The 24,969-nt window shown below is 40.2% G+C and carries 20 protein-coding genes; 3 read left to right on the forward strand and 17 right to left on the reverse strand.

Translation table 11 applies throughout. The features are described from left to right. Nucleotides 1-11: 11 nt before the first annotated feature. The 9 genes from HMPREF0766_RS08265 to fucP form a co-directional block, all read right to left on the reverse strand. On the reverse strand, nucleotides 12-2,630 hold the full coding sequence (locus HMPREF0766_RS08265) for a zinc-dependent metalloprotease (protein ID WP_236590494.1): 2,619 nt from the start codon (nucleotides 2,628-2,630) through the stop codon (nucleotides 12-14). Nucleotides 2,631-2,767: 137 nt separating this feature from the next. After that, nucleotides 2,768-4,240, reverse strand: a complete 1,473-nt coding sequence (locus tag HMPREF0766_RS08270; RefSeq protein ID WP_002995575.1) for a sensor histidine kinase — start codon at nucleotides 4,238-4,240, stop codon at nucleotides 2,768-2,770. Between the two features lie 274 nt (nucleotides 4,241-4,514). Beyond that, a complete protein-coding gene (locus HMPREF0766_RS08275) occupies nucleotides 4,515-5,306 on the reverse strand; it encodes an L-fucose dehydrogenase (RefSeq protein ID WP_002995576.1) in 792 nt (263 codons plus the stop codon). A 13-nt stretch (nucleotides 5,307-5,319) separates the two neighbouring features. Then, nucleotides 5,320-6,147: an amidohydrolase family protein gene (locus HMPREF0766_RS08280; RefSeq protein WP_002995577.1), complete on the reverse strand. Its 828-nt coding sequence runs from the start codon at nucleotides 6,145-6,147 to the stop codon at nucleotides 5,320-5,322. A gap of 10 nt (nucleotides 6,148-6,157) precedes the next feature. Continuing rightward, the gene (locus HMPREF0766_RS08285; protein WP_002995579.1) at nucleotides 6,158-7,015 is read right to left on the reverse strand and encodes a fumarylacetoacetate hydrolase family protein; all 858 of its coding nucleotides are present in this window, start codon (nucleotides 7,013-7,015) and stop codon (nucleotides 6,158-6,160) included. 161 nt (nucleotides 7,016-7,176) lie between these two features. Further along, on the reverse strand, nucleotides 7,177-7,941 hold the full coding sequence (locus HMPREF0766_RS08290; RefSeq protein WP_002995581.1) for an SDR family NAD(P)-dependent oxidoreductase: 765 nt from the start codon (nucleotides 7,939-7,941) through the stop codon (nucleotides 7,177-7,179). A gap of 56 nt (nucleotides 7,942-7,997) precedes the next feature. Next, a complete protein-coding gene (locus HMPREF0766_RS08295; RefSeq protein WP_002995582.1) occupies nucleotides 7,998-9,662 on the reverse strand; it encodes a UxaA family hydrolase in 1,665 nt (554 codons plus the stop codon). Further along, nucleotides 9,662-9,997: an L-rhamnose mutarotase gene (locus HMPREF0766_RS08300; RefSeq protein WP_002995584.1), complete on the reverse strand. Its 336-nt coding sequence runs from the start codon at nucleotides 9,995-9,997 to the stop codon at nucleotides 9,662-9,664. Before HMPREF0766_RS08300 ends, HMPREF0766_RS08295 begins: the two co-directional genes overlap by 1 nt. Nucleotides 9,998-10,008: 11 nt before the next feature. Further along, nucleotides 10,009-11,274 (reverse strand): L-fucose:H+ symporter permease, encoded by a 1,266-nt coding sequence (gene fucP, locus HMPREF0766_RS08305; protein ID WP_002995585.1) that lies wholly within the window; start codon nucleotides 11,272-11,274, stop codon nucleotides 10,009-10,011. 159 nt (nucleotides 11,275-11,433) lie between these two features. On the opposite strand from fucP, the gene HMPREF0766_RS08310 reads away from it, so the two are divergent. Next, nucleotides 11,434-12,288, forward strand: coding sequence for a helix-turn-helix domain-containing protein (locus tag HMPREF0766_RS08310; protein WP_002995586.1), 855 nt, complete (start codon nucleotides 11,434-11,436; stop codon nucleotides 12,286-12,288). Nucleotides 12,289-12,339: 51 nt separating this feature from the next. Here HMPREF0766_RS08310 and HMPREF0766_RS08315 read toward each other — a convergent pair whose 3' ends face one another. From HMPREF0766_RS08315 to fbaA, 8 genes are all read right to left on the reverse strand, one after another. Continuing rightward, nucleotides 12,340-14,631: a GH92 family glycosyl hydrolase gene (locus tag HMPREF0766_RS08315; RefSeq protein ID WP_002995587.1), complete on the reverse strand. Its 2,292-nt coding sequence runs from the start codon at nucleotides 14,629-14,631 to the stop codon at nucleotides 12,340-12,342. A 96-nt stretch (nucleotides 14,632-14,727) separates the two neighbouring features. Beyond that, nucleotides 14,728-15,696, reverse strand: coding sequence for an NAD(P)H-quinone oxidoreductase (locus HMPREF0766_RS08320; protein ID WP_002995588.1), 969 nt, complete (start codon nucleotides 15,694-15,696; stop codon nucleotides 14,728-14,730). 1 nt (nucleotide 15,697) lies between these two features. After that, the gene (locus tag HMPREF0766_RS08325) at nucleotides 15,698-18,355 is read right to left on the reverse strand and encodes a TonB-dependent receptor (RefSeq protein WP_236590493.1); all 2,658 of its coding nucleotides are present in this window, start codon (nucleotides 18,353-18,355) and stop codon (nucleotides 15,698-15,700) included. Nucleotides 18,356-18,685: 330 nt separating this feature from the next. After that, a complete protein-coding gene (locus HMPREF0766_RS08330) occupies nucleotides 18,686-19,213 on the reverse strand; it encodes a ferritin (RefSeq protein ID WP_002995590.1) in 528 nt (175 codons plus the stop codon). A gap of 178 nt (nucleotides 19,214-19,391) precedes the next feature. Next, the gene (locus HMPREF0766_RS08335; RefSeq protein ID WP_002995591.1) at nucleotides 19,392-19,769 is read right to left on the reverse strand and encodes a hypothetical protein; all 378 of its coding nucleotides are present in this window, start codon (nucleotides 19,767-19,769) and stop codon (nucleotides 19,392-19,394) included. 151 nt (nucleotides 19,770-19,920) lie between these two features. Continuing rightward, nucleotides 19,921-20,265 carry a ribosome hibernation-promoting factor, HPF/YfiA family gene (hpf, locus tag HMPREF0766_RS08340; RefSeq protein ID WP_002995592.1) on the reverse strand — a complete coding sequence of 115 codons (345 nt, stop codon included), beginning with the start codon at nucleotides 20,263-20,265 and terminating at the stop codon, nucleotides 19,921-19,923. 14 nt (nucleotides 20,266-20,279) lie between these two features. Further along, nucleotides 20,280-21,161: a tyrosine-type recombinase/integrase gene (locus HMPREF0766_RS08345; protein WP_002995593.1), complete on the reverse strand. Its 882-nt coding sequence runs from the start codon at nucleotides 21,159-21,161 to the stop codon at nucleotides 20,280-20,282. Nucleotides 21,162-21,291: 130 nt separating this feature from the next. Then, a complete protein-coding gene (gene fbaA / locus HMPREF0766_RS08350; RefSeq protein WP_002995594.1) occupies nucleotides 21,292-22,371 on the reverse strand; it encodes a class II fructose-bisphosphate aldolase in 1,080 nt (359 codons plus the stop codon). Between the two features lie 243 nt (nucleotides 22,372-22,614). On the opposite strand from fbaA, the gene HMPREF0766_RS08355 reads away from it, so the two are divergent. After that, nucleotides 22,615-22,962: a Spx/MgsR family RNA polymerase-binding regulatory protein gene (locus tag HMPREF0766_RS08355; RefSeq protein WP_002995595.1), complete on the forward strand. Its 348-nt coding sequence runs from the start codon at nucleotides 22,615-22,617 to the stop codon at nucleotides 22,960-22,962. 21 nt (nucleotides 22,963-22,983) lie between these two features. After that, nucleotides 22,984-24,942: a M1 family metallopeptidase gene (locus HMPREF0766_RS08360; protein WP_002995596.1), complete on the forward strand. Its 1,959-nt coding sequence runs from the start codon at nucleotides 22,984-22,986 to the stop codon at nucleotides 24,940-24,942. Nucleotides 24,943-24,969 lie beyond the last annotated feature (27 nt).

Consider the following 24,969-nt stretch of genomic DNA (forward strand, 5'->3'; position numbering starts at 1 on the left):
GTTTGTGTTGCTTAATCTTTTGTATTTAGTACTCCCGCTATTCTCGCCAATAAATCCTGATAATGTGCTTTTGTAGCTATATCGCCCGAATTTCTGGCCTGCATCAATAATGTCCGGATCTGAAATAACTCAGCTCTTTTGCTGGTCAGCATTTCAGAAGTTCTGCTCATGCCCGATACATGCACATTGCGGATAGATTTGTCCGATCCGTGAGCTGTTCCATGAACAGGGCAGATTTCAGGTCTGGCTTCTTTCAGAAACTGATCCACGATCTGTAGTTTTTTGCTTTGCAGCTTTTCCATATTCTTGCTGGTAGAAACCAATAATACATCAACATAGTTTTGCTGAAGCATGCGTGTCTCTATATCCAGATTTTCTTTGTTCAAAGATTTTCGGAAAATATCCTTACGTACTGCGGTCAGGAATTCTTCTACACTCCATGCTTTGTCTTTGCCAAACAGCAGCTCCATCTCTGTCATACGCAGCAGGCGCTCATCCTTTACCAGATTGTAAAGAATGCTGTATTGGAATTCACGCTTCAGATTATAAGGCGCATATTCAAACGGACCGACCGGACTATCTTTCAATGGAAAAGTTTTCGTTATCAGATCCTTTCTGAATAACCATTCGGGTAGATAGTAAACCTGATTTTTAAGATATTTCAAAGCCTCAATCTGTGTATCACGCGGAACCGGAGCATATGCACTTTTACCATCGCCCATTACCGGATTTTCCAGATAGATCCCACCGATATTATTCAGTACATGATCAGCATAGGCATACCATTGTCCGATTACAGCCATATACAATTTGCCTGCACGGTAGTAATCTTCCCCGTTAGCTGTTGTCCAGTTGATAATATGAGGCATCGTCCGTTTCAGGTTACGCAATCCATATTCGCCTGCCTTCATAGCGTTATCACCAAGATCTTCAGATTGAGACCTCGGATCTATGATATTCTTGCCATCCTGTTGCTCACCGTACCAGTAATACGGATTGTGCTGGTGCGTCTCGATCACCTTTCTCAATTCCGGAAGTTCATCCCAGGGATTTGTTTTATCATACCAGCGGTATGCCCATCCGATAGCATACTTATCATATAAGCCGATAACCGGAGTGATCACTTTGACATTGTCTTCCGGTTGTGCTACATAATTAAAACGCGCATAGTCCATGATGGAAGTCGCTGTCCCTCCCATTGTTTCCGTGAAATGCGGCGAACGAAGTGAATCTACCGGAAAACTATGAGAAGAACCCATATTGTGCTTTAAACCGAGGGTATGTCCTACTTCATGAGAAGAAACAAACCGGATAGCATGCGCCATCTTTTCGTCCGAGAAGGAATTTCCGCGTACATCGGTATCGATTATCCCGGTTTGTACACGCATCCAGCTATTCAATATAGTCATCACATTGTGCCACCAGATGACGTCCGCCTCGAGGATTTCACCAGTCCGCGGGTCTACTACAGATGGTCCCATGGCATTAGCCTGTGGAGAAGCAGCATAAGTAATGGCAGAAATATTAGCATCATCAATATCAAAATCCATCCCCTCGGGTACTTCTTTTGCGATAATAGCATCTTTGAAACCAGCTTCTTCAAAAGCCTTCTGCCAGTCGTACACGCCAGCTATAATCTGCTCTCTCCATTGTTTTGGTGTAGCAGGATCAATATAAAATACAATAGGTTTCTTAGGAACAACCAATTCGCCGGCCAGATAACGAGCTTTGTCCTCATCTTTCGGTTCTAATCTCCAGCGGGTCACGAGCTCCCGTTTTTCCATTTCCTGCTGCGCATCCGAAAAATACCAACGTGCCGTGGTAAAGTATCCTACACGCGGATCCGCAAAGCGTGCCTTCATCTTATTATCCGGCAGCTCATATATATTACTTGTCACCGTCAGACTGATCGGCACAGATTCATTTCCCTCTGTCACCTTAGTGCTGAGAATTGACCTGACAACTACATTATTACGGAAAGATTTGATCTGTTCTATATTTGAAAGCGAACTTTTCGGCGATGTCCCCAATCCCAGGTTCGTAAATACATCATTGAAACTCTTTTCTGTTCCGTCGAATACTTTATTGACTTTGATAAGCACAGCAGAAGAATCTGCATTGTAGCTTTCAATTTTAAATGATTCTATAAATGATTGTGTAAAATTATCGGCTACCGATTTTGCTATGGCATCCTGGCGGGGTACCTCTACCTGTGGCTTTGCTTCACCTACCCACACTTCATTACGTGTTTTCTTAACTGTAAACCGAAGTACTTTATTTTCAAAATTCATCCCCTTATTCAGTCCCGCCTCATTCAGGGCCAAAGGTACCGAAGAAATTTTATTGATCAGCAAAAAATCCTTATCCATCTTATTCAGAGGGATCTCAAAATAGTAATCTTTGCCTTTTGACAGGATATTAAATATGCCGCTATCAATTTTTGCATCCTTAGCAATCTTGGCATAAGCCATTACACTGTCCTTTTTTGTGGTATCGACAGTTGTGGTGTGAGCTGAATGATCTTTTCTGAGACCTATTTTGGTCATCAGCTGGCATGAGCCGAGTAACGAAGTGGAAAATAAACAAAGAAATGCGAGTTTAGTGTTGCTACTGAAATAATTGCTTTTCATTAAGATACTTTAAGTAGGGTCAAATAAATGAGAAGTGAAGATCAAAAGAAATACCTTAATTATAAAGCGATTACCCGTGAAACCGCTTAATACAGGAGTGAATCCTCCTTTTAGACAGAAGAAAAATAAAACAATTTCTAAATAATGGGCAGAAAGACTTTAAACGAGGATTTGTCTTCTGTAATTTCAAAGCCGCTAACCTGATAATAATCATAAATATTAGCCAGAAACTGCGTTCCGTATCCATTTGATTCGTCTCCTGAAAGCCTCAGTCGCAGATCATTACTGACTACAATACGTTGATCTTGCTGATAAATACGGATAGAAAGCGGATTCTCTGCAGAGATTTCATTGTGTTTGATTGCATTCTCCAGCAGAATTTGTAAACTTAACCGGGGAACTTTCCTGTTGCGCAGGGACAGATCCAACTGCACATCTAATGGAGAAAGCCCGTCTCCAAAACGAATTTTTTGTAAAAAAAAGTATTCCTCCGCCAGCTCGAGTTCTGTTGAAATCAGAGAAAGACCGGAATCGTCTGCACTGAGCAATTTACGATATACGCGGGCCAGCTTTGTGACAAAACTCTTTGCCAGCTTCCCATCTTTACCTATCAGCTGCTGTAAAGTTCCTAAACTGTTAAATAGAAAATGAGGATCCATCTTTTCCTGTAGCTGTTCAAATTTCAACAGCGCCTGCTCCTTTTGGTAATGTAGATTATTCACTTCCAGACGATGATTTTTTCTGCGCTGCAGATAAAAAATGGTCAGAAAGACTACAATCGCAAATACAAGAACCAGCCCCAGCAGTATACTCAGATTAGCAATACCGGTCACCTCTTCATCTGTTATCAGAAAAAGCGTAGACAGCAGTAAATCACACTCCCCTAATATACCGTGTATTTTATACTTCTGAATTAAGACAGGAAGTTTGATAAAATCGGAGTTGATAACCACATTTCCCTTGCTATAATCCAGCCTTACTTTTCGGTTATCCTGCACGCCTACTTTTTCCAGTTCCGGATTTATCAGACAGATCCCGTCTGCATTGTAAATTTCGAAATAAGACCTGTTACCCAGAGAAGAAGTCCAGAAGTACTCATTAAGCTTCTTTACATCAATATACACCTGTAAAATTCCGTCATCCAGCATGAACTGACGTGCGATGTACATTCCATCCTGAGTCTTTATAAAAGTTGCCGTTTCACTTTCCTTAGGCGTGACACTCAGCAGTTGTAAGCGGTCAGCCGCTAAAGGAATAAATAGCTGTTGGTGGAGGATAGACCGTACAGACTCATCTTTTCCTTTCCATATCTGATAGCCTGCAATAAACTTTTTCTTACTGTCTTCCTGAATTAAACGATCTATGGAAGAAAATTCTTTCGTTTCAGCCAGCGTTCTCAGCAAAAATATACTTTGATCAAAAACATCAAATTCTTTTTGAACCAGAAGTGCACTTTCTGCATTTATCTCTTTCAGAATAGTACTATTCAGCCTCTCCAGCCGTTGATTCATCAGATGAAGCATGCAGAATACCAAAACAACAAATGTGATAAGTCCGCCCGAAAAAAGCAGAACGCTACGTTTGTTCCATATTTTTTTGCCTGAAGACATATTGGATGCAAAACTACATAAAGTCTGTAAGTTAGCCTTAGAAATTCAGGAATAAACGGATTATGATTCCGAAAACAGCTGAAACAATTTATTATATAAAACTATAAATAAACATTATACAGCATCCATATAAACAAACTCTTATACATATAATATCCACCATCCCCCTGCCCGGATAACAAAAGCGTCATTGTATATACTGAAAAAACGAATATGATATCCCGTTTCTTCGTCTTACAATGACGCTTAAAAGTTTATTTTGTATTTCTGAATGTTACTTTTCAGCCAGAATAGAACGATCCAGATGAACATATCCTCCATCTACATGAATCAATTGTCCTGTAGTATGGCTGGATTTGTCGGATAACAGAAAAACAGTGGTATTTGCGATCTCTTCCGGAGTAGTCATCCGATGTTCCAAAGGAATACGATCTGTAATTTTCTTAAGCGTTTGCTCCGGATTATCAAGTGTCTGAATCCACTTATCATACTGCGGTGTAGAAGATTCCGCAACCACAATGGCATTCACGCGTATAGAATAAGGCAGCAGTTCCACAGCCCATTCACGTGTCAGCGCATTTCTGCCTCCATTTGATGCGGCGTAAGCAGATGTATTTCCTTGTCCCGTCTCAGCAGTCTTGGATGTAATATTAACTATACTTCCCTTTGATTGCTTTAGAGCTTCTAATGAATGATGAGCCATCAGATAATAATGAATCAGATTCTTATGTAATGACGCTACAAACTTTTCATAATCACCGGAAGCAAGGCCTACACCATCATTAACGCCCGCATTATTGACCAGACCGTCAATACGACCATATACTTCCAGAGTTTTATGTACTGCTTTTGCACTTTCTTCCGGAACAGACAACTCAGCTTCAATACACAGTGCCTCTATGCCTAGTTGTGCAACTTCGGATTTCACCTTGTTATTATCGGCTTCATTGCGACCTACGATCACAGGTATAGCTCCCTCACCAGCCAATGCCAGTACGATAGCTCGTCCTATGCCTTTAGCTCCCCCGGTGACAATAACTACTTTATCTTTTAGATTTAAGTTCATATTACATTCTTTATTATAGATTATATGCTTTTACTGCATTCAGTCCCCAAAAGGCCTCTTTTTCAGCAGATGTAAAATCATCAAGCCTGGACCCCACGATAGCCAGATTATCCTCATACGATGCAGCAAGAAGACACACCGGCCAGTCTGATCCGAACATAATCCTTTCCTTCCCGAAACATAGAAAAACATGATTCAGATACTGAGAGAAATGATCTGGTTTCCAGCCACTCCAATCTGCTTCTGTAGCCAACCCCGAAACCTTACAATACACATTAGGATATTCGGCAAGCGCACTTATAAAAGATGCCCATTCAAAGAATTCCTGTGATTTGATCGGAGGTTTGGCGATATGATCCAGTATAAATCGTTGATCCGGATGATTAGCGACACAAATTAATGTACTTGCGTAATGACGCGGACGAATGAGCAGATCATAAGTAAAGCCGTATTGACTCAACCGGGAAAGTCCGTTTTGAAAATTATCTTTTATCAGAAATTCCGGATCGCTCTCTCCTTCTACGATATGCCTGAAACCTTTGATGACAGACTCTTGCTGATAGGTACTCAGTAATTCATCAATATTCGAAGCCCGTAAATCCACCCATCCAACTACTCCTTTTATAAACGGATGCTGATGTGCCAGCCGAACCAGAAATTCAGTTTCTGACGGAGATTGATCAGCCTGCACCACGATACAGCCAGCTATATCATTCCGCTGTAAGATAAATTCAAGATCCTGCGGTAAAAAATCACGTCGGATTACTTCCATTTGATCGGTAATCCAGCTATCACGGACAGGATCAAAATGCCAGAAATGCTGATGGGAATCAATGCGCATACTTAAATATTTATTTACCCGGATAAGCAATTACTTCCTGACGGGATTCACCTAAACCATCTGCCCCCAGTTCGATTACATCTCCGGCTTTCAGATAGATTGGCGGATTAAATCCAAGACCTACACCTGCAGGAGTTCCTGTAGAGATCACATCTCCCGGCAACAAGGTCATAAACTGTGATACATAGCTTACAATATAAGGTACAGAGAATATCAAGTTTTTAGTATTTCCGTCCTGGTAGGTTTTTCCGTTAACTTTTAACCACAGACGTACATTGTTGATATCTGCAATCTCATCTGCTGTGGTCAAATACGGCCCCATAGGTGCAAAAGTATCACAACCTTTTCCTTTGTCCCATGTGCCTCCGCGCTCGATTTGAAATTCACGTTCAGAAACATCATTATGTAAGACATAACCAGCCACATAATCCAGCGCTTCAGCTTCTTCTACATAAGAGGCTTCTTTGCCGATTACGATTCCGAATTCGACTTCCCAATCTGTTTTGACTGAGTTTTTAGGAATAACAACCTGATCATAGGGCCCTACCAATGCGGTAGTGGATTTCATAAAAATAATAGGTTCTTTCGGAATGGCTGCTCCGGTCTCTTCTGCATGATCTTTGTAGTTAAGACCAATACAAACAATCTTGGAAGGACGTGCGAATGGTGCTCCAAGACGAGAATCTGCAGGAATTTCCAATAATTTACCTTCATTCGCTTTTACAAATTCTTCTAAACGGGCCAACCCGTCTTCAGCGAAAAATGATTCATTATAGTCTCCGCCCAGAGCTGAAGTGTCATAATTAACGCCATCGATCTGAACGCCTATTTTTTCTTTTCCGGATTCACCAAAACGTATTAATTTCATTTGTATATAATTTGTGTTTAAAAGTCTTTATTATATCCCGATAAACCGGGATGGAATACTCAAAACGGATATTTCAGTAATATGTAGATTTTGAGGTTTAAATTAGCCCTATTCGCTTTTCAAACTTGCTAATTCTTTTTATTATTTTCCAATTTTTGACCTTAATTATTTAATTTAATAAAGCCGCCGTCTATAGGGTAGTCATTACCCGTGATAAAACCGGCATCATCACTACATAAGAACAGAGCCAGTTTAGCAATCTCTTCCGGCTGAGCCATACGGCCTATAGGCTGACTTTTGGAGAGCTTCTCAAACATTTCGGCCTCCTGCCCCGGATAGTTCTTCGCAATAAATCCGTCTACAAATGGAGTATGAACACGTGCAGGTGAAATACTGTTACAACGAATGCTATCCGCCATATAATCACGTGCAACAGAAAGAGTCATTGCAAAGATGGCACCTTTACTCATAGAATATGCAAACCGGTCGCTGATACCTACCCATGCTGCAATAGAAGCCATATTCAGAATAGCACCGCCACCTTGTTTTTTCATTAACGGCACAGCTGCATACAGCGCATTATAGGCGCCTTTAACATTGACATTGAATATACGGTCAAAATCCTCGGAAGTACAGCCTTCCAATTTGCCCACATGGGCTATACCGGCATTGTTTACTAGAATATTGACAGTACCGATACTTTCCACGACAGTTACCACTTCACTTTGGATAGCAACATTACAAGCGTGTGCCTTTGCTTTGCCTCCTGCAGCAGTAATCTCTTCCACTACCTGATCTGCTCCATCCGTATTGAGGTCCAGAATATGAACTTCAGCACCTTCAGCAGCAAACAACAAGCTGATGGCTTTCCCGATTCCACTGCCGCCACCTGTGATAATGGCCGATTTATTAACTAATTTACTCATGTTATGATCTTAAAATCCGGGCCATATAGTCCGGTTGATATCTATATCTAAAAAAATTATAAAGAAACTCCTCTTCTCCATGGAATAAAATCATCCTGACCCAGCAGTACAGCCTTAGGTTTGATCTCACCGTTTGCCACAGCTATTACATAATCCAGTATGCGATGTGCGGCCTGCTCTATACTTTCCTCTCCTTCAATAATAGTCCCGCAGTTGAGGTCAATGATATCCGGCATCTTTTCATACGTTTTTGTATTGGTAGATAATTTAACCACCGGAGTGATAGGGTTTCCTGTAGGCGTGCCCAATCCTGTAGTGAACAACACCACATTTGCACCTGCTGCTACTTCAGCCGTAGTACTTTCTACATCATTACCCGGAGTACATAAAAGATTCAGGCCGGGTTTGTTAGCCAGTTCCGGATAATCGACCACCGCAGTTACAGGTGATGTCCCTCCCTTTTTCGCAGCTCCTGCAGACTTGATCGCATCCGTAATCAGACCATCCCGAATATTCCCGGGTGAAGGGTTCATATAAAATCCTGAACCATCTGCCTCAGCCTTAGCATTATATGTGCGCATCAGGCTCATAAATTTGCTTGCCGTTTCCTCATCTATACATCTGTCACTAAGTTCCTGTTCGACCCCACATAGTTCAGGAAATTCAGCCAGAATCACCGAGCCGCCAAGACTAACCAGTATATCCGATAAATAACCTAAAGCCGGATTAGCTGAAATACCCGAGAAACCATCAGAACCACCACATTCAAGACCAATACACAATTTCTCCAGTCCGGCAGGTTTACGTTCCTGTTGATTTGCCTGCATCATACCTGCAAAAGTGGCTTTAATAGCCTTTTGCATCAATTCTTTTTCCGTGCCTTCTTTCTGCTGCTCAAATACATACAGTGGCTTATCAAAATGAGGATCTCTTTTTTGAATTTCATCTTTCAGAATAGAAGCCTGTGCATGTTGACAGCCTAAGCTCAAGACTGTGGCCCCGGCGACATTAGGATGAGTAATATAACCTGCCAGCAGACCGCAGAGTGCATCCGAATCCATGCGCGTACCACCACAACCCATATCATGATTCAAAAATTTGATGCCATCGACATTAGGAAACAGACGTTTCACTTCTGTATCAGAAGAACCGGCATTCAGATCCTGAGCAATGATTGCATCTACATTTGCACCCGACTTATACAGATTGATCAGGTCGTCTACTTCACTTGTATAATCATTAGACTTTACCTTATACCCCAGTTTTTCTTCAAAAGCAGCCTTCAATGTAAGCACATTTCTGTTTTCGCAAAACACCAGAGGAATGACAAGCCAGTAGTTAGCTGTACCTACAGTTCCGTTAGAACGATGATAACCGTTGAAAGTCTTATCTTTAAATAAAGATACATCCGGCTTATTCCAGCTCAGCTTACGCTTACCCATTCTGAAATCTTCAGCAGCATGACGCAGATTATCTGTAGAGATCAATTCACCCTGTTTCAAAGCATAATTCACTTTACCCACAAGTACACCATACATATACACTTCAGCATCAGCTGCCAGCGGAGTGATTGTAAACTTATGTTTAGCAGCCACATCCTGCAGCAATTCAAATTGCTTACCTTCCCAATTAATTAACGTTCCTTTCTGTAAATCACGTAAAGCCACCAGCACATTATCTGAAGGGTGGATTTGCAGAAACAGTTGTTTTTTAGTTTCCATTACTTACTTAAATCAAATATTTTATCCAATAGCACCCATTTTTCACCGGTCTTAGCTCCCGGTATAGCCACCTGATATTTCCACATCAGCTCTTCCCACTCCTGCACTTTAGGATTAAGGCTGTCCATCTCCCCTTTACGTTCAAACGAAAAGCTATCATTTACTTCCATAATCATAAAAAGACGATTCGCAAACCTGTAAATTTCCATAGACTCCACTCCTGCATCCGTAATTGACTTCTTAATCTCCGGCCATACTGCAGCATGATAAGTCTCGTATTCGTTTATCAACTTAGGGTCATCAACCAAATCCAGCCCCAGTGTATATCGCTTCATAATCAATTGTATTAATGTGTTTTAATATCTTCTGTCTCTTCTATAACTAATTTATTATTCTTCATGGCAAATAGCAGAACCACTACAAAACATACCAATGGCACAAAATATCCATATTGCAGGTGACCGGTATGATCAGAGATATAGCCTAATATAGGAGGCAAAATAGCTCCCCCCACTATTGACATGACGATCAGACTGGATGCAGATTTCGTATCTGATCCTATTCCCTGTACACCAATCGCAAAAATAGTCGGAAACATAATGGACATAAAAAATGAAATGCCGATCAATGCATACAGCGTAATTACTCCGGATCCAAAGATCACGACAAAGGATAATAAGATTGATATTACAGAATAAATAGCCAATAATTTAGGTGCTGACACATACTTCATAAAGAATGTACCCACAAAGCGTCCAAGCATAAACGCCAGCCCTGCTACTCCTGCATAATATTTGGCTTCCTGAGGAGGAATGCCTGCAGCGTCTGTAGCGAATAGAACCAGAAAACTCAGTATGCAGACCTGCGCACCTACATAAAAGAACTGTGCGAGCACTGCCCAGGAAACATTTTTATGCTTAAATGCATGAAAAAAACCTGATTTTGTTTTTTCCTCATCATCTTTAATATCCGGTAAACGCGTAAAATAGAAAATAGCCGCTACCACCAGAATGAGTACCCCCAGAATAACGTAAGGTAGTTTAACAGAAGAAGTCTCAACCTGCAGATACGCATTACGGGCCTGCTCACTTAATGCAGCCAGCTCTTCAGCAGACTTGGGCTCTTCAGTAAGAATATACTTACCTCCAAGTATAGGAGCGACAAAAGCAGCCAGTCCATTAAAAGACTGGGCAAAATTAAGCCGTTGAGTAGCTGTACTGGGATCTCCTAATACCGTTACATAAGGATTAGCTGCTGTCTCCAGAATGGTAAGCCCGCAAGCCACTACAAAAAGAGCGCCCAGAAAGAAAACATAGCTCATCGTATTTGCCGCAGGAACAAAAAGAAAGCATCCTAAAGCAAAAAAGATCAGACCGATCAGAATACCTGACTTATACCCATATTTTTTCATTAACAGACCTGCAGGAATAGCCATCACAAAATAGGCGATGAAAACAGCCGAATCCACTAATGACGCCTGAAAAGTCGTGAGACTGAATGCCATACGCAAATGCGGTATCAGAATCGGATCCAGATTGTGAATAAATCCCCAAAAGAAAAACAGGGAGGTCACCAATACCAGAGCCAGAGAATAGCTTTTAGTTTTTGTCATACGTAATTGTCTTACTAATTATTTATAATTGATTCTTGTAAAATTCGCAAATAATATTTTCAATACATTAATGGATATTACCCAATCATTAAGCTATTTTACCTTTATTTGCATAAAAGAATTATTATTTATGCAAGTATTCTTTATAATTTTGTAAAAATGAAACCACAACTCCTCACGCTCGGAACACCCTCGGCAGCCTCATTTTCCATTCGGAATGATGTAAAGCCACAGCAGCATAACAACTGGCATTACCATGAAGAGCTGGAGCTGATCCATATTGCCAAAGGCAGCGGAACTCAATTTGTAGGAGACAGTATCAATAACTTCGAAAATGACAATATGGTGCTGCTGGGGTCAAATCTGCCTCATTACTGGCTCTTCGATGAACAGTACCTGCAGGATAATGCGGATATCCGGGTGGCTCATTTCAGAGAGAATTTTTTAGGAGATGTATTTTTCAATTTACCGGAAAACCGCAAATTGAAAGAGCTATTCAGTAAAGCTAAGCAGGGACTGCTAATTTATGGCGGGACAAGAGATATACTCCGACAATTGCTGGAAAAACTAATATCAGCTACCGGAGCTTCACGGATTATCATTCTTCTCGAAGCGCTCAATGTGCTGGCAACAAGTGATGAATACGAACGGTTGACACGATCTACGTATGAATTTCAGAATCACCTGGGAGATCATGATCGCTTAAATGCTATTATTCAATATGCCACTCAACATTACAGAAACAAGATCAGTCTGGCTGAATTAGCACAGATTATTGGGATGACAGAAAATTCATTTTGTAGATTCTTCAAATCCAAGACCGGCAAAACGCCCATAGAGTTCATTACCGAACTCCGGATCGGACATGCTTCCAGATTGCTGATCGAACAGGAAATGCCCGTAAAACAAATCTGTTTTGAAAGCGGATTTCAAAATTTCGTCAGTTTTCATAAAGCGTTCAGGAAAATCAAGGAAACTACCCCGCTGATGTATCAGAAAAGTCTAAAAAAATAGGCTCCGGAAATCCGGAACCTATTCAACAAAACAAACTAATTATAAAAATCTTTACTGCTCATAACTCAGGGAGTACGGAAGGTCAGCCTTCACAGTACCCCTGCTCTTGTTAGGTTCGGCACTCATATCAAAAGACAAATTTGCACCCTTGATCAACTCACTATGGTTGATATAATTTTTTGTATAATTCTTACCATTCCATTTCATCGATTTGATATAACGGTTGGTATCCGAATTTTGAGGAGCCTGTATAACTACTTTTTTTCCGTTAGACAAATGTAATGTAGCCTTTTTAAACAAAGGAGCACCTAATATATACTCATCTGTTGCCGGAGTTACCGGGTAGAACCCAAGCGCTGAGAACACATACCAGGCAGAAGTCTGTCCGTTGTCCTCATCTCCGCAATATCCGTCCGGAGTCGGTGCATACATTCTGTTCATCGTTTCCCTTACCCAATACTGCGTTTTCCACGGCGCACCGATGTGACCGTACAGATAGATCATGTGCTGTATAGGCTGATTGCCGTGCGCATACTGCCCCATATTAGCAATCTGCATCTCTCTGATCTCATGAATAGGAAATCCGTAGTAAGAATCATCAAATACAGGAGGCAAAGAGAATACCGAATCCAGTTTGATTTCCATAGCACGGTGTCCGCCCATTAACTGAGCCAATCCGTTTACGTCCTGAAATACAGACCAGCTGTAATGCCAGCTGTTACCCTCCGTAAACGCATCGCCCCATTTGAAAGCATTAAATGGAGACTGGAAAGATCCGTCCTTATTTTTGCCGCGCATTAATCCGGAAGCAGGATCAAATAAATTTTTATAATTAAAGGAACGTTTACGGTACAAGTCTACATCCTGCTGACGACCTCCCAAAGATTTGGCCAGCTGGTAGATCGCAAAATCATCATAAGCATATTCTAATGTGCGGGCCGCATTTTCATTGATCTTCACATCATAAGGCACATAACCCAGTGTTTTGTAATACTCAGCACCTGCTCTGCCCACAGCAGTCAGCGGACCGGCATTATTCGCACCTTTGATAACAGCTTCATACAAGGTTTCTATATCCTTTTGGTTTACTTTCACGCCTTTTACCCACGCATCTGCAACAACAGAGGCCGAATTATTTCCAACCATCACATTTCTAAAGCCCGGACTTGCCCATTCAGGCAAAAATCCGCCTTCACGATACGCATTCGCCAATCCTTCCTGCATCTTTTCGCTCATTTCAGGATACATCAGATTCAGAAAAGGAAATAAGGCTCTGAATGTATCCCAAAAACCTGTATCCGTAAAGAAATATCCGGGTTTGACCTCTCCTGTATATGGACTGTAGTGCATTACATTGCCTTGTGCATCCAGTTCATAGAACATTCTCGGAAATAACAGCGAACGGTATAAGGAAGAGTAAAATGTGCGAACCTGATCTATTGAACCGCCTTCGATCTCGACCTTAGCCAGCTCTTCATTCCATTTCTTCTCTCCTTTTGACACCTGCTGATCGAAAGTAACGCCGTTGAGCTCCTTCAGGTTTATTTCAGCCTGTTCCGGACTGATGAAAGAAGAAGCTACCTTCATTAAGACCTGATCACCACGATTAGCAATCTTGAATCCTACAATCGCACCTACATGATCCGCCTTGATCAGATAGCGATCATCTTTTAATACAGAATCCGCGAATGTGGAAATATTAGCAAACGGATGATCAAAGGTCATCACAAAATAATTCCTGAAATTGTCCGGCACACCACCGCTATTTTTTGTAGAGTAGCCAATGATCTTCTGCTCACGCGGAATGACCTCTACATAAGAACCTTTATCAAAGGCATCAATGAGTACATAAGCCTCTTCTGTTTTAGGAAATGTGAAACGAAAATAAGCTGTACGTTCTGTTGGGGTAATCTCTGTCTTTACATCATAATCAGCAAGATATACTTCATAAAAATGAGGCTTGGAAACCTCGGCTTTATGACTGAACCAACTCGCTCTTTTATCCTGATCAAAAGTCTTGATCCCTACAGTTGGCATAATAGCAAACTGACCGTAGTCATTCATCCAGGGTGATGGCTGATGGGTCTGTTTAAATCCGCGAATCTTATTCGCGTTGTAGGTATACATCCATCCGTCTCCCATTTTTCCAGTCTGCGGACTCCAGAAATTCATGCCCCACGGCAAAGCAATCGCTGGGTACGTATTTCCGTTAGAAATAGTATAATCCGATTGTGTTCCAACTAATGGATTGACAAAATCTACAGGATTACTGATCTTACCGATCTCCTGTGCGGTAGCACAGAAGGTAGAAAGGCAGAGTAAGGCTGTTGCTATATAGTTCATATTACTTGATTATGGTTAGCTATTAACGGAACTAAAATAAAAAAATAATTTGATTATATCGTTGCTAAAAGTATTTAGCAAAGGAAATATTACAATTTAAAAGGTTAACACCAGTTTTCCGAGAAAATGGCCCTCCTCCATTAATCTATGTGCCTGTTCTGCTTGTGTAAAATCAAAAGACTTAAAAAGCATGGGTTTAAATGCTTTGGATTCGATAAACGGGAAGACATTACCGACTACTGATGCTGTCAGTTCTGCTTTAAAGCTTTTATCTCTTGCTCTTAATGTACTTCCAGTAATTGCCAGACGCTTTTGCATCATCTGCAGAATATTCAATTGCACCTTTGCTCCCTCCATCGCATTGATATACACCAATCTGCCATCCGGATTAAGGATTGCTATATTTTTATTAAAATAATCACCACCTATACAATCCAGTATCACATCCACCCCGCTCTCTTTCAGTACCTCTTCAAAATCTTCCTCATGATAGTTGATAGCTCGTACAGCACCCAATGATTCGCAAAATTCGCACTTCTCCCTGCTGCCTGCAGTAGCATATACCTCCGCTCCGGACAACGCAGCCAGCTGAATTGCGGTAGAACCTATTCCTCCCGAACCGCCATGTATAAGTACACGCTCCCCTTTCTTTAGTTGACCACGCTCAAAAAGATTGTGCCATACCGTAAAAACAGTCTCTGGTAATGCAGCAGCTTCTTCATAACTGAGATTCTCTGGCTTAAGCATACAACTGCCGGCATCTACCACAGCATACTCCGCATATCCGCCTCCTGCAATCAAAGCTAATACCTCGTCCCCAGCTTTCCAGGAACCGGCCATACTTCCGGTTGCCTCAATAACTCCGCTGATCTCCAATCCCGGAATATCAGCAACAACTCCTGCCGGAGCCGGATAATTCCCTTTCCGTTGAAAAACATCAGGTCTGTTGATTCCGGCAGCTTTCACCCGTATCAATACTTCCTGATCTCCGACAACTGGAACAGGTCTATCTTCAACTTTTAATACTTCAGGGCCTCCGGATGAAGAAATAACGACTGCTTTCATACTATGATTTTTTAGGATACTTCTGCAACCGCAGATTAAGGGATAACATAAAATACCGCGCCAGGCGATTATTACGAACATCGAGGATATCATTGCCAAGAATCTCGCGGGAGATTCCGGTATTCTGATTCAGCAGGTCAAACCCCTGCAATCTTAACATGGCGAGTTTGTTTGGCAAAAATGTACATTCAAAGTAAGAGTTGATAACAGTAGGGTTAACATTCTTTGCTGTACCTCTGTAACCGTCATTGAAACGTTGAGATACTTCTACGCCAAGCGTCATATGCTCATTAAAGTAAAACTTATTACCCAGACTCAGCACAAAGGAATGTGCTGTAATATTATTCTTAAACGGCCATTTATACGTGGCAGAATTCAGCATATAATTACCGTTGAATTCAGACTCCATAATGTCGTCAATCATATAGCGCAACTGCATAGATTGTGAATAAATAAATTGCCGGTTTGTTACCAATGCTTTATTCACCATCGAAACATTGTTGTAAAAATCTCCGTTTCCGTTAATATTCAGCTGAAAATCATCAGAAATAAAAGGGGAAGAAAACAAATAATAAGAACGTATATCATAGTATCCCGACATATTCTGATAGCTGGTCTGTTGAACAGTCGTATTATTCAGGGAGATCTTATCCGTCGCAATTTTATTCTGCACAAAATTATAAGAAAGATTCGCTTCAAAATATTGTCCCTTGGAGACAAGTGACTTGCGGAAACGACTGGAAATACGATTGGTAAACTCTGCTTTCAGAGCCGGATTCCCTACAATAATATTCTGCGAATTGGAAACATCACGAATAGGCTGAATCTGGTAGAAATTAGGCTGATTGTTCTTGCCCATGTAATCGATAGAGAAATCTGTCTGATCATTAATCTTCCACTTGAAACCCGCAGTAGGAATCAGGTTTACATTATCATATGTATATTGCTCATCTTCAGCATATAATCTGCCCGAAATTTCCAGCGGCTGTACACCGAATCCAAGATTATACTTAAACTTCTTATCTCTGGAGTCATATTGATAATTAATAGCTGTCTGATTGCTGCTGTACTTATAATCATAGTTAAGCCCAAGTGAGTCTACAAATACCATATATCCCAACAACTGAGAACGTTCCAGATCTTCTACTCTCCTGTCTGCATCAATATCATTCCGTTCAAATTCATAGCTCACTTCCAGGGAACTCTGTGAGTTAATAGGTTCTATATAAGATCCGTTCAGTTTGATGGATCTGTTATCACTTACCGTCTCAATATATTGTCGCTGCAGAAAAAAAGAATAGCTGTTATTTTTTTTCATTGCATCCTGAATAATGTAGCGATCTGTCACCTGCTCGTCTTTACTGCTTGAACCGGCACTTGTTTTTATATTAAAAACTAATTTACGCCCCGGCTTTTTAAAGAATTTGGAATACAAAGCATCGATATCCAGATTGGGAGAAAAGTTTTTTGATATGGAAGAATATGTCCCGTCATTGGTCAATACATTATTCCTGAGCTTTTTCTCCCTGTAATTGTTGATGTACGTCCGGCTGTAAGAGAATACCGGCTCAATTTTTAAAATATCATTATTCTTAAATTTTGAATCAAAATTAAGCGCCATCCTATGACTGAAATCTTTCGTATCGACCTGATAATCTTCCTGATTGAAAATAGAATTGTTGCCATATACCGATTGCAGCAGAGAGTTACCGTCAATGAGATTTTGTCTTTTTGTAAAAGTATACTGTCCGTTGACCGTGGTCGTTTTGGTAAGATTATCAGAAAAGCTGCCGCCCAGCGATGTAGTGGTATTGAGACCATCAGTAGGATCAGCGAAATCAGCCAGTTCACCCATAGAACGCTCCCGGCTTCCTCCGCTTGGAGAACCGAAGGTAAAAAGACTGGTATTCGTATTATTGACAGATCCTATCAGGGATAGCTCCTGGCCATCGTTAAACTTATTAATACCACCACTCATCAGGTAACGGTCTTCCGTACCGATGCCACCTGTTACCTGACCAAATACAATTTTCTTTTTATCATCTTTTAAGACAATATTAATAATCTTTTCAGGCTCTCCGCTTTTAGTACCTTTGGAAGTATTATAATCTCCGTAGTAATCTATAATCTGTAAATTCTTCACAAAATCGGCAGGTAGATTGCGTGTTGCTGTAAGCACATCTCCTCCGAAAAACTTTTTCCCTTCCACCTGAACCGAAGTAATAGGTTTCCCAAAAGCAAAGACAGAACCATCCCGGGATACCTGAATATTGGGCAATTGTTTAAGAGCATCTTCCAGCAGCAGTCTCTTATGAAAGTTATAAGCATTCATATTATACTGCACTGTATCCTGCTTATAGATGACAGGGATCGTTTTTACAATTACAACCTCTTTCAGCAACTCAGACTGAGGAGACAAGATAATAGTTGGAAGAGAAGATTTGGTAACCAATTCTGTGGCCGAATAGGCTTTGTCTGTAATCTGATAACCCAGCAAACTATAGGTTACGCGAATCTGGCCCAAAGGTACGCCTGTAAATGTATAACGGCCATTAGCTGCAGAAGCCTGCGTAAATGTCCCTCCCGGAGCAATCAGACGCACGCTAACCCCTTTAAGCGGTATTCCTGCAGTATCCACAACGAGCCCCTCAATGGTCATTTTTTTCGATTGAGCGTTTACCGTCACCGAAATAAAAACCAAAGAAAAAAGAAAAACAAAATGTAGCCGAAAACGAGGAGTAGCCAAACTTCTATTCTTTTAATTTACTGTTGTCAATATAAAAAAAATTACGCACAATAATAATCCGGTATCTAAAAAAATCAAATTAAAAATGCCGCTATTCATGATTTCTCAATTCATCTTTACAAAATGAAGAGAATATACAATACAAACGTTATTTTCAGACTTAACGTATTCTTAAAATATAGTTTAACAAACAAAAAGAGGATACCTTTTGGATATCCTCTTTTGTATTAAAAAAAATTAATTTTATTCTGCACCAAGTGCTACTTTGTTTACATGTTTGTCAATTTCCCAACGTCCGGTTCCTTCTTCACCAATCACGTCAAACATTTCCAGAATACGTCTCGCTACATACTCTTCCTCAACTTGTTCTTCCAGGAACCACTGAACAAAGTTAAAAGTAACATAATCTTTAGCTTTCATACATTTGTCAGCAATCTGATTGAATTGCTCTGTCACAAACATTTCCTGCTCAAGCGTTTGTTCGAAAACACTTCTGAATGATTCAAAGTCTGTAGGAATGCCTGTAATTTCAGGAGAAACTGCACGACCACCTCTGTTGTTGATATAATTGAATAATTTCAACATATGCTCGCGTTCTTCATTAGACTGTTTTGCGAAAAAGTCTGAACTGAAATCCAGCCCCTGATCATCACACCATGAAGACATAGCAAGGTAAAGTGCTGAAGAATGAGCTTCAACTTTGATTTGTGCATTCAATATATTTTCGATCTCTTGTGCTAAAGATGATTTCAATTTCAATAAATCTTTCATATTAGTATATTTTAAAATTCTGTTAACATTAAAACGGAAAGACAAATATTCGCTTTCCTTTGATACAAAGGTACAACGAAGTTAGGCAGTTAGGACAAAAAATGTGCAATACAAATTAAGTCTAAATTAGACTTTTTAACGCTAATTAATTTAGAATCAATACAATTACAAAGAAGACTTATCCGACCAGAACAGGCGCAGGGCAGGTACGTAAACAGGATCTAACGACACTATTCAGTTCAATCATAAATTTAGCACCATTCAGAATCTCTCTTAATTCGAGCACATCCTGCACGGACAATATAAAGCATCTTTCTGTACGGAAAGGCATAATAATCTCAAAGTCCGAAGTACGTGAAGCATCATGAAGCATAGCATCCACATCAACAGCATCTATCTTTCTTTTAAAACAAAAGAAATCTGATACACTGAAAGAAGTGGTCTTGCCCTGAAAATCCAGCCAGTAGTTATTTTTTCTGCTACATTGATAAACTGCACCCTGAGCGGTCAGAAAGACCTCTTCTACTTCAGCTAATGGACAAACTTTTGCTATCATTGACATACTTGATATCGGATCGATAAAATTAATACATTGCGAATGTAATGACTATTAAGATTGAATCCAAATAAATTCGTTTATTATTTCAATTTATTCTAAATAAAAAAGGCTAACCCTTCGGTTAGCCTTCTCTGAAAATGTTAAAATGTTAATACTCTTCCTCTTCCGAATTGAGTAATTCTTTATGATTGCTTGTAGCAGTTCTTGTTTTCGTCTTATGTTTATTAATCTGCCTTCTGATAGATTCCACAGCGACATCTGTAGCCTCTTCAAAGCTCTTTGCCTGTGCTTTGGCAAACAATTGATTTCCCGGAATATTCAATTTAAGTTCTACCACCTTATTTTCTTCGTCGTCTACATTTTCCAGTCTCAGATAACATACACCTTCGATTATGCTATCTAAAAACTGCTCTAACTTAGATGTTTTCTTTTTAATGAAATCTACAAGTTTTTGATCTGCATCAAATTTAATGGATTGCACAGTAATGTTCATTTTTCCTCCTTTTTTTAAGCCTTTGGATGGGCTTGTTTGTAAACTGATTTTAATCTCTCTACCGAATTGTGCGTATACACCTGAGTGGCCGCCAATCCGGCATGTCCTAATAACTCTTTTATTGCATTCAGATCTGCTCCGTTATCCAGCAGAGCTGTAGCAAATGTATGCCGCAGTACGTGCGGGCTTTTTTTACGCTGTGTCGAGATCAGACTTAAATACCGATGAACGATCCGGTAGATCATCTTTGGATATGCCTGTTTCCCTTCTTTAGTAACAATTAAGAACGCAGTTTTGTTGTCAATTTTTTGATTATCCAATTGCTGGATATAGATCTTTAGTTTTTCTAAAAGTGTATGGTTGACAGGTACAAGTCTTTCCTTGTTCCTCTTTCCTAATATAAGGATATTTTTATTATAAAAATCAATATCTGTAATCTTTATTTGTAATAACTCTGTCAAACGTATACCTGTTCCGAAAAGCAGCTCCAAAACCAAATAATCGCGCTCATCGGTAAACGAGTCGACCGCTCCCTCCATCTGATCCAGCAAACCGACCATCTTATCTTTTTCCATTACAGACGGCAATTTCTTTGGAGTCTTCAGCGCTTTGATTAAAGTCAAAGGATTCTGATCTGTCAAAGATTCCCGTTGTAAGAATTTATAATAAGTACGCAAAGCAGAAATAGATCGGTTTACAGAAGTTGCCTGCCGCCCCTCTTCCATGAGATGTGACAGATAAAACCGTATAACGCGATGATCTGCCTCCTCCTCCGGAATACCCTGATCCTGAAGAAAAGTAAAAAAGATAGTCAATTCATGCGTGTAAGCTTCAATCGTATGATTGGAATACCGCTTCTCAAAACGCAAAAAATTTAAAAACCGCTGCTGATACATATCTTCTTTCTTGATCAAAGGAAAGTTAGAAAATAAAAAGGCAATAAAAAAGCTCAATCCTTAGAATTGAGCTTTTTTAACATATTTAATAATACTATACATTCTGCTGCATGAAACAGAGCAGCACAGATTACAATTTGCTGTTGACGTCAACAGCGTTTAATTCTTCGAAAGCTTGTGTAAGACGAGTTACAAACGCTTCTTCACCTTTACGTAACCATACACGCGGGTCGTAGTATTTTTTGTTTGGTGAATCTGCACCTTCAGGATTGCCGATCTGTCCCTGCAGGTAATCATGGTTTTTAGCCTCGTATCCGCGAACTCCATCCCAGAAAGCCCATTGCATATCGGTATCGATATTCATTTTGATCGCTCCGTATGAAATTGCTTCTTCAATTTCTTCAGCGGAAGAACCTGAACCACCGTGGAATACAAAGTTAACTGGCTTCTCTGCATTCAATCCGAATTTTTCTTTTACATACTCCTGAGAATTATGCAGAATAACAGGTTGTAATTTTACATTTCCTGGCTTGTATACACCATGTACATTACCAAAAGCTGCAGCAACAGTGAATTTGTCAGAAATTTTAGATAATTCTTCAAATGCATACGCTACTTCTTCCGGTTGAGTATATAATTTAGAGCTGTCAACATCAGAGTTGTCCACGCCATCTTCTTCACCACCGGTTACACCAAGTTCGATTTCGATGGTCATACCAAGCGGTTTCATACGCTCCAGATATTTTTTAGAGATTTCAAGATTTTCTTCAATAGGCTCTTCAGAAAGATCCAGCATATGTGAAGAGAATAAAGGTTTGCCGTGTTGAGCAAAGAATTTCTCACCGGCATCCAACAATCCGTCTATCCAGGGTAATAATTTTTTAGCAGCATGGTCAGTGTGCAGAATAACAGCAACACCATAGTGCTCAGCCAAAAGATGAACGTGTTGTGCTGCAGAAACTGCTCCTAATACGCAAGCCTTTAAATTGTCATTGTTTAATGTTTTTCCTGCATAGAATTGTGCTCCTCCGTTTGAAAGTTGGATAATCACAGGAGAATTTACAGCTTTCGCTGTTTCCATTACAGCATTAATAGAATTTGTACCGATAATATTAACTGCCGGTAATGCGAATTTGTGTTTTTTAGCAATTTCAAATAACTCTTGAACTTGATCGCCGGTCAACACACCTTTAAAATCTTTTAGGCTCATTGTATTGTTTTAAAATTTATTGATTCTGTTCCTCTTTATTTTGTGGTCCTAAGTTAAAAATAATTTTTAACTACTCCTAATCATATAGTGTAAAAGTTACACCATCTCCTACTGGTTTATAGAGATTATACCATACAAAACATTCGTAATACAAAGGTGACATTATTTATCCGAAAGGGAAAAGACTATTACAACTAAAAATAATATATTTGAAATATTACCATAATTAAGTCTTTCAATATTATGCTTCACGTTTACGGAATAAAAAACTGCAATACAGTAAAAAAAGCCCTCGATTATCTGACAAATCACAAACTTGATTATACGTTTCACGATTTCAAGAAAGAAGGAGTATCAGATGAACAATTAAAAAAATGGGAAAAACAGGTCGATTGGGAAAAATTAGTCAATAAGAAAGGAACAACCTGGAAAAAACTGACTGATGAAGAAAAAGAGGCTGTCACAGATGCTGTTTCAGCCAATAAAACACTTATCGCAAATACCAGTATGATCAAAAGACCTGTCATTGAATATACTTCAGGTCTGATTTTAGGTTTTGACGAAGACGAATACAATCTGAAATTGAAATAATATCACATTTATAAACAGACTATGAATAAAAAATCTTGCGCCGGGATTTCTTTAGCTTTAGCATTGATCTGTTCTCAATTGAATGAGACTGTCGCCCAGGACAATACAAGCAGATATAATTATACGCAAGCTTTCAGCCCGCAGTTTTATACTTCCAATGGCAACTCCTACCGCTCTGCAAGCGGTAAACCCGGAGACCAGTACTGGCAAAATGCGGCCAGCTACACCATAAAAGCCAGGTTAAGTGATACCGATAAAAAAGTAAGCGGTAATGTCACGATTACGTATACCAACAACAGTCCGGACCGTCTGGATTATATCTGGCTGCAGCTTGATCAGAATCTGTTTAAAAGTGATTCCAGAGGACAGAGCACTGTCCCTCTGAACAATAGCCGGTACGGAGATGCCGCATCACAGTTCGAGGGAGGATACAATCTTACATCTGTTCAGCTTAATGGAAAAGACCTGAAATACGAAGTGTCCGACACGCGTATGAAAATCACACTGCCACAACCACTTGATCCAAAAGGAGGACAAGTACAGTTTACGATTGATTATTCCTATACTGTGCCGCAATATGGTGCTGACAGAACCGGGATTCTACCCACTGCGGCCGGAGATATTTATGCTATTGCCCAATGGTATCCGCGTATGGCCGTATACGATGATATATTAGGATGGAATACAGACCCCTATTCCGGTCCAGGAGAGTTTTACTTAGAATATGGGGATTTTAATGTGGAAATCACTGCACCTGCTGATCACATAGTGGTCATGGGAGGCGAACTGCTCAATCCTCAGGAAGTGTGGACTGCAGAACAACTCAAGCGTTATCAGCAGGCACAAACTTCTGATCAGACGGTGATCATCCGTAGTGCTGCTGAAGTTGCAAATAAAAATTCCAGACCGGCAAAGAAAGAACTGACATGGAAATATTCCTTAAAGAATGCCAGAGACGTAGCATGGGCATCTTCGAAAGCATTTATTATTGATGCAGCAAAAATCAACCTTCCAAGTGGTAAAAAATCGCTGGCCATATCAGCCTATCCAAAGGAAAGTGACGGACAGCAAGCCTGGTCGCGCTCTACTGAATACACCAAATCTTCTATAGAATACTATTCACAAAAGTGGTTTGAATACCCCTATCCGGTAGCCGTTAATGTGGCTTCTAATGTTGGAGGTATGGAATATCCTGCCCTTTCATTTTGCGGTTCCTCAGCCAAAAATGCAGGACTCTGGGGAGTAACGGATCATGAATTCGGGCACAACTGGTTTCCGATGATAGTCGGTTCGAATGAACGCCTTCACGGATGGATGGACGAAGGGTTTAATACATTTATAAACGGATTATCCCGTGAAGCCTTTAATAAAGGTGAATATGATAAAAGTATAGGAAGCCGTAATAAAATGGCTCAGGGATTCAACTCCCCTTCTCTTGAACCTGTTATGTCGACCCCGCAGAATATGCAGGAACGTAATATTGGCACACTGGTTTATTACAAGCCAGGCTTTGGTCTGCGTTTGTTGCGGGATGAAGTAATTGGTGCAGAACGTTTTGATGAGGCTTTCAGAACCTATATTCAGGATTGGGCATTCAAGCATCCTACCCCGAATGATTTCTTCCGCACAATTGAAAATGTAACCGGAGAAAATCTCGGATGGTTTTGGAGAGGCTGGTTTCTCAATAACTGGAAACTGGATCAGGCGATCAGAAAAGTGGAATATGCAAAATTCAATGCCGCTAACGGTGCGCTGATTACTATAGATAATCTTGAAAAACTACCTATGCCGGTTGTTATAGAAGCAACAACGGTATCGGGAAAAAAGATACGTAAAAAATTACCGGTGGATATATGGCAACGCAATACTTCCTGGACTTTCCTTTTAGACTCTAAAGAAGAACTAAGCTCAGTCGTGATCGATCCGGATCAGGTATACCCGGATATAAATCCCGAAAATAACACTTGGTCTAAGAAATAGATTTCGTACTTTTATAACAAAAAAATC

Source organism: Sphingobacterium spiritivorum ATCC 33861, assembly GCF_000143765.1.
Taxonomy (GTDB): Bacteria; Bacteroidota; Bacteroidia; order Sphingobacteriales; family Sphingobacteriaceae; genus Sphingobacterium; species Sphingobacterium spiritivorum.

Coding starts and splice junctions, on each gene's coding strand:
- HMPREF0766_RS08285 (WP_002995579.1), bottom strand. CDS start 7,015: ATGAAATTAATACGTTTTGGTGAATCCGGAAAAGAAAAAATAGGCGTT.
- HMPREF0766_RS08335 (WP_002995591.1), bottom strand. CDS start 19,769: ATGATAGCAAAAGTTTGTCCATTAGCTGAAGTAGAAGAGGTCTTTCTG.
- HMPREF0766_RS08290 (WP_002995581.1), bottom strand. CDS start 7,941: ATGAGTAAATTAGTTAATAAATCGGCCATTATCACAGGTGGCGGCAGT.
- HMPREF0766_RS08280 (WP_002995577.1), bottom strand. CDS start 6,147: ATGCGCATTGATTCCCATCAGCATTTCTGGCATTTTGATCCTGTCCGT.
- HMPREF0766_RS08295 (WP_002995582.1), bottom strand. CDS start 9,662: ATGGAAACTAAAAAACAACTGTTTCTGCAAATCCACCCTTCAGATAAT.
- fbaA (WP_002995594.1), bottom strand. CDS start 22,371: ATGAGCCTAAAAGATTTTAAAGGTGTGTTGACCGGCGATCAAGTTCAA.
- hpf (WP_002995592.1), bottom strand. CDS start 20,265: ATGAACATTACTGTGCAATCCATTAAATTTGATGCAGATCAAAAACTT.
- HMPREF0766_RS08310 (WP_002995586.1), top strand. CDS start 11,434: ATGAAACCACAACTCCTCACGCTCGGAACACCCTCGGCAGCCTCATTT.
- fucP (WP_002995585.1), bottom strand. CDS start 11,274: ATGACAAAAACTAAAAGCTATTCTCTGGCTCTGGTATTGGTGACCTCC.
- HMPREF0766_RS08330 (WP_002995590.1), bottom strand. CDS start 19,213: ATGAAAGATTTATTGAAATTGAAATCATCTTTAGCACAAGAGATCGAA.
- HMPREF0766_RS08345 (WP_002995593.1), bottom strand. CDS start 21,161: ATGTATCAGCAGCGGTTTTTAAATTTTTTGCGTTTTGAGAAGCGGTAT.
- HMPREF0766_RS08265 (WP_236590494.1), bottom strand. CDS start 2,630: ATGAAAAGCAATTATTTCAGTAGCAACACTAAACTCGCATTTCTTTGT.
- HMPREF0766_RS08275 (WP_002995576.1), bottom strand. CDS start 5,306: ATGAACTTAAATCTAAAAGATAAAGTAGTTATTGTCACCGGGGGAGCT.
- HMPREF0766_RS08315 (WP_002995587.1), bottom strand. CDS start 14,631: ATGAACTATATAGCAACAGCCTTACTCTGCCTTTCTACCTTCTGTGCT.
- HMPREF0766_RS08355 (WP_002995595.1), top strand. CDS start 22,615: ATGCTTCACGTTTACGGAATAAAAAACTGCAATACAGTAAAAAAAGCC.
- HMPREF0766_RS08325 (WP_236590493.1), bottom strand. CDS start 18,355: ATGACCATTGAGGGGCTCGTTGTGGATACTGCAGGAATACCGCTTAAA.
- HMPREF0766_RS08300 (WP_002995584.1), bottom strand. CDS start 9,997: ATGAAGCGATATACACTGGGGCTGGATTTGGTTGATGACCCTAAGTTG.
- HMPREF0766_RS08360 (WP_002995596.1), top strand. CDS start 22,984: ATGAATAAAAAATCTTGCGCCGGGATTTCTTTAGCTTTAGCATTGATC.
- HMPREF0766_RS08270 (WP_002995575.1), bottom strand. CDS start 4,240: ATGTCTTCAGGCAAAAAAATATGGAACAAACGTAGCGTTCTGCTTTTT.
- HMPREF0766_RS08320 (WP_002995588.1), bottom strand. CDS start 15,696: ATGAAAGCAGTCGTTATTTCTTCATCCGGAGGCCCTGAAGTATTAAAA.